The organism is Verrucomicrobiota bacterium, from assembly GCA_039192515.1.
In the GTDB taxonomy this organism is placed as follows: Bacteria; Verrucomicrobiota; Verrucomicrobiia; order Methylacidiphilales; family JBCCWR01; genus JBCCWR01.
On the sequence record JBCCXA010000075.1, the window covers coordinates 1 to 4949 of the forward strand.

Genomic DNA, 4949 nt, shown 5'->3' on the forward strand with positions numbered 1-4949 from the left:
ACGAAATCCTTTGCGCGATCGCCCGTCATCTCTACGTCTTCCACGACAAGAGCGGGGACGAGCTAGCCTTAGCCACCGCCGAGACCGCCCGGAGCCGTCCAGGTTTCGAGCAGTATTGCAGCCACAAGCTCACCATCGAAAAGCGCTCGCGTCACTGGGCCGATTGCGTACAGCGCAGGTACTACCCTTACGGCAGCCAAAAAACAGTCATCCCAGACGACGCCCCCAATCCCAACGACCTGCGCCGCGCCTCCGCCCGCGAACGGATTAGAGCAGCCGTAGCCGCCTATCATTCCAGCAACGATTTTCCCTCAGGAATCACGGATCGAGCCACCCTTCTAGCAAGCAATGGCCTTTCACTCTCAACGCTCTACCGACACAAAGACCTTTGGCATCCTGACTTCGTCAACGCGGCAAGTGTAATCGAGCCTCCATCAGTCATAGAGCTCCCCATCGATCCAATCGAATCAACTCTTCAACCCTTACAACCCGCACCAGCTGGCTCATTACAGGCGATTGCCCCTAAGAAGTTTGTGCGGCTCCGCGAGGGTGAAAATAACAAACAACCGAGGGAAAAGGACTCGACGGATTTGGAAGCGAGGATGAGGCAAGCGGTAGGCGAAGACTGGAGTGATACCTTAGCCCGAGCGATAGCTAACCAAAGTCCAGAAATTGTTGAGGATGCCTTAGCAGCATTACTCCAACAACGCGAACGCACCACAATACTCAATCCGGGAGCGTGGTTAGCGTGTGCGATTCGAGCGGCGTGGAAGCCTAATTTTTGTCCTCAACCGTCATCTCAGCTATCACCCCAGCTTGCATCCCTTCCCGAACAGTCTATTACTGCTGAGCCCGAAGTGAGTTTGCCTTCTTCGTCTCAAGCGCATGATGGATCGGTAGACGGTCTTCCGGACTGCGTGCGCGAGGCCTTAGCTGCTATCAAAATGTCTCGTCAGGAGAGAGAAAGAAGGCGTTGATTGAATTTCGCTATCCTACCCGAACGCTTCTGATCGATGAGTGTTACGGGCGAATGTTGCCAAAAGGTAAATGACAGCCATTTGCAGTAACAAGTGGATTGGTGCTCTTAGCACCCTTATCTGATGTCCTTAGAAGTCATTAAAATGCTTATGCCAAGAAGGTTTGAGCCTGTTTGCAGGATAGTCCATATAGCGACGATGTTGAATCTCGAAAAAGCGTACCTCCCAAAGTCTCGATAATTCATGCCGCACTCCGTCAACTGTGGTCATAAGCACGTGAGTGGCTGACTTGAACCTCTAGGCAACTTTGCATAAAGCAGCTCTTTTATGCAAAGTTAGTCCCAACAAGCCCCGATTCCATTGGGGATTCAGCCTCATGGAAGGGTCGCTCCCAACCCTCGTTTTGTGCAAAGTTGTCTCCTCCTCCCGGCAAACCCAACAATCGAGACCGCCGATCGCGGGAATATTTGCTACCTGCTGAAGTCGAGCGCACACTCGCGGCTGCTAAAACTGTCGGACGTCATCCCCACCGCGACGCCACTCTGATTCTGCTGACTTACCGACATGGGTTGAGGGTCAGCGAGGCGATCGCATTGCGCTGGGAACAAGTGGATTTGGCTCAAGGCTACTTACATGTCAATCGGCTCAAGCAAGGGTCTCCTTCAGTTCATCCTCTGCGCGGACCGGAGTTGAGGGCTTTGCGCAAACTGCTGCGGCTTTACCCTGATTCGTCCTACTTATTCGTGAGCGAGCGGGGGGGACCCATGAGTGCCAATGGCTTCCGCATGATGCTGCGACGGGCTGGCAAAATCGCCCAGTTAGACATGCCTATTCATCCCCACATGCTGCGCCATGCAACCGGCTATTACTTAGCTTCCAAGGGGCACGATACCCGTGCTATTCAAGCCTACTTGGGTCATCGCAATATTCAACACACGGTGCGCTACACCGAATTGAGTCCAGAGCGATTCAAGCCCTTTTGGCAAGATTGAGGCCTTCCTTACAGCCCGCCTACGTCTGTCCAATGATGAGTAACACCTGAGACTCGATTGAGCGATCACTTTCTCAACGCTTATTCTTTTCTGCTTACCCCCCCAGAGCAGCTTCAGACTCGACCCGTTTACTAGGAGATATAGAAAACAGCCGCACAGCGCTTCTTAGTCCCATCCACTGGATCCAGAGTGAAATCTGAGTCAAGGCAACACTTCAAGGTCGTTTCTGGATTCTCTTCGCTATGTAGGCTTAAGCCTTTGCACACAGACTTGTGCGCTTACACACATCAAAAAAGCAAGACATTTTGTAAAGTGGAGAAAGAAAGATGGACAAGAAAAAATTCTTATACGCAGCAAAAGCCCTTGGTATAGGATTATTGCTAAGCACATTTACTTCTATGTCTCATGCGCAAGTAGCCTTAAAGATTACAATCAATGGAAATCATCCGGATGAAGTCACCCTAGGTTTGCTGCAAGATATAATGGGAACTACCAACGTTCCACCTGGTGAATATCTCATAGATGATAAAAGTTGTTGGAGGAATATGACTACAAGAGATTGTGGATGTATATTAGAGAAAAAAGAAATTGTTTCGTCTCCATGGCCTACACGTATATGGACGATAATCTTTCGCCAAAGAGGATAAGATAATGGGATTGAGATGTAGTCGCTTAACTAGCATATTTATTATAGTAGCCATCACGCTCACAATAAGTAAGCGTATGCAAGCAAGTGAGCATAGCCCGCATAATAGCTACGATTCAAAAATCATAATTAATAATACAATTGTTACTCCTGAACAGTTGAGAGAAATTGAACGTGATCTAGGTCAAGAGCTTGATCCTGGAGAATATATAATTGACGATCAAGGTTGTTGGAAAGAACTAAAAAGTAGTACTAGAGGATGTAGAGATAAAAAAGAAAATGAGTCTAATATTCATAACTCCAACTTAAGTTAAATCGATTCTAATAAAAGTGTATCTGGGAATTGAATGGAATTAGATAAAATAACATTATCTACGAAAATTTAATTACAATAATACCCAGAGAACTTAACTTTTTTCTTCATTCGAATGCTCTTCTCGAGTGATCATATTATTAGATTTAGGATTAAGTATTTCTGGGAATTTTGTCTCGCAGGGAGGCATCCGTGCTGGAACATATCCACACACAGAATTTTTTGTAGTATAAATGGCACTATCTAGCCTTCCATCCATTTGTATTAGTTCTTCTGCTTCTAAGAAATTTACCTCATCTAACTGTGCTCCACTAAGATCAGCTTCTATCAGACGTGAACCTTGTAGTTTTACACCTCTCAAGTCGGACTTGTGTAAATCTGTTCTTTCAAGAACAGTGTCACTTAAGTCAGCTAAAAGAAGCCTCGCATTGGGCAAAATTGCATCGGTTAAATTACTACCTTTAAGATTGGCACCAAATAAATCTGCTCCACTCAAATTAGCTCCTCGAAGATCGGCATATTGTAGATCACTACCTTGCAAATTAGCCCCCATTAATTGTGCATTTCGAAGTGAAACACTTTGCAATTTACTATCTACTAGTATTGCTTGATTCAGATTAGCATGTGACAAGTTTACATATTCTAAGTTTGACTTTGACAAAATAACCTTAGGTGCCTGTAGGCCAGATAGATATACACCACTACCTGTCATGAAAGGTTGTTTTACATTGGAAGACAAATCTAAACCCTCTAAGCTCTGTGAAGGCTGAAAGAGGATACATCTTGGAAAATATGGCTCAGTTGGAAGTCCCAATTCAATTAAAAGCTCTGATTCAGCTAGAAAATATCGTTCATAACGACAAGGCCAAGGGAATCTCATTGGTTGAGAAATCATAAACTCAATAGCTTCCAGCCTTCCTCCACTTCCTGTTTGACCGGACGCACTAGTAACTGTTTGCCAAGAGGAAAGTATATCTTGATCGTGGCGATTATCTTGCTCCGATAGAAATGAAATGACTGCTAGAAGGATACTAATATTTCCAAGCAAACCAAATATTTCAAGTAATGCCAAATTGCTTAGCCATCGTGCAACCACTTCAAGTTTTCTTTCCGCCCACCAAAATGGAATTAATAGAGATTTTTTGGGATCACTAAAAGGTTTCTCTTTAACATATAAACCTTTACGTTTTAAGTGAGATATATAAGCTTTTGACTTCATTTTTTTTCGACGATCTATTTTATCAGAAATATGTTTCCAAAGATAAGCAAAATTTATTTGAAAATGAAACATATTTTTCCTATTCCTCACAAAAATATTAGGATGTGTTTCTTGATTTTAGGCATTTGCCCATCGTATGAGACTAACACTAGTATTCATGGTAGCAGGCTATAGTTGACTATAAATTTTCAAACACTTTCAACTTAGCCTGTAGCTTAACTTGGCATATGACAACGAAGGCTGACGGAGACGCCACATCTCCTACAATCGTTGCCTGGTAAGGGATTCAGGAGCTAATTCCTCCTTCATTTCGGCGTGGTTCAACTGTGGGTAACAGGTAGCGCGATCTGGCCATCCAAGTCGGGTAGAGAGGACTTCTTCAATACTTAGGTCTGGTTTGTATTCCCTGTTGTCTCTCGCCTCTCGGTATCGAGAGTGTCACAAGATTCGACCCTATATCGTTGAAAGCCCCTCCCCCACAGAAGCCCGCCTGCGGTTTTCCCGCACAGGCCTCTTCATGCAGCCTTTTTCCCATCGGGAAAGAGTGATACCAAACGCCCTGGTCGCGGGAGTGGATGTCTCTTTAGATAAAGGAGAAATCTTCCCCACGAAAAACTGCGCCGTTGGCTGCGACGATTGAGCCACTTGAATAGCAGGTTGTGAGCCGAATGGCACTGAAATAAGCTTAACTAAGCAGCCAGCTTACGTTTGAGAGTGCTCCTTGGCTGGGTCATCAAGGGATAAGCTTTGGGTCTTCGTTTGCGAACTCTCGGTTCAATGCGTCCTGGCCGTAACGGAATTA

Annotated in this window: 5 protein-coding genes; 4 read left to right on the forward strand and 1 reads right to left on the reverse strand. The window is 45.3% G+C overall.

Annotated features, from left to right (window positions below; all coding sequences use genetic code 11):
* The first annotated feature begins 533 nt into the window (after positions 1 to 533).
* The 4 genes from AAGA18_15760 (at position 534) to AAGA18_15775 (ending at position 2929) form a co-directional block, all read left to right on the forward strand.
* A complete protein-coding gene (locus tag AAGA18_15760; GenBank protein MEM9446797.1) occupies positions 534 to 977 on the forward strand; it encodes a hypothetical protein in 444 nt (147 codons plus the stop codon).
* 413 nt (positions 978 to 1390) lie between these two features.
* A complete protein-coding gene (locus tag AAGA18_15765; protein ID MEM9446798.1) occupies positions 1391 to 1969 on the forward strand; it encodes a tyrosine-type recombinase/integrase in 579 nt (192 codons plus the stop codon).
* Between the two features lie 326 nt (positions 1970 to 2295).
* Positions 2296 to 2616 (forward strand): hypothetical protein, encoded by a 321-nt coding sequence (locus AAGA18_15770; protein ID MEM9446799.1) that lies wholly within the window; start codon positions 2296 to 2298, stop codon positions 2614 to 2616.
* A 76-nt stretch (positions 2617 to 2692) separates the two neighbouring features.
* Entirely contained in the window at positions 2693 to 2929 is a 237-nt protein-coding gene (locus AAGA18_15775) for a hypothetical protein (GenBank protein ID MEM9446800.1), read from the forward strand.
* Between the two features lie 93 nt (positions 2930 to 3022).
* On the opposite strand, the gene AAGA18_15780 is transcribed toward AAGA18_15775, so the two are convergent.
* A complete protein-coding gene (locus tag AAGA18_15780) occupies positions 3023 to 4219 on the reverse strand; it encodes a pentapeptide repeat-containing protein (GenBank protein ID MEM9446801.1) in 1197 nt (398 codons plus the stop codon).
* Positions 4220 to 4949 lie beyond the last annotated feature (730 nt).

Coding starts and splice junctions, on each gene's coding strand:
- AAGA18_15780 (MEM9446801.1), bottom strand. CDS start 4,219: ATGTTTCATTTTCAAATAAATTTTGCTTATCTTTGGAAACATATTTCT.
- AAGA18_15770 (MEM9446799.1), top strand. CDS start 2,296: ATGGACAAGAAAAAATTCTTATACGCAGCAAAAGCCCTTGGTATAGGA.
- AAGA18_15775 (MEM9446800.1), top strand. CDS start 2,693: ATGCAAGCAAGTGAGCATAGCCCGCATAATAGCTACGATTCAAAAATC.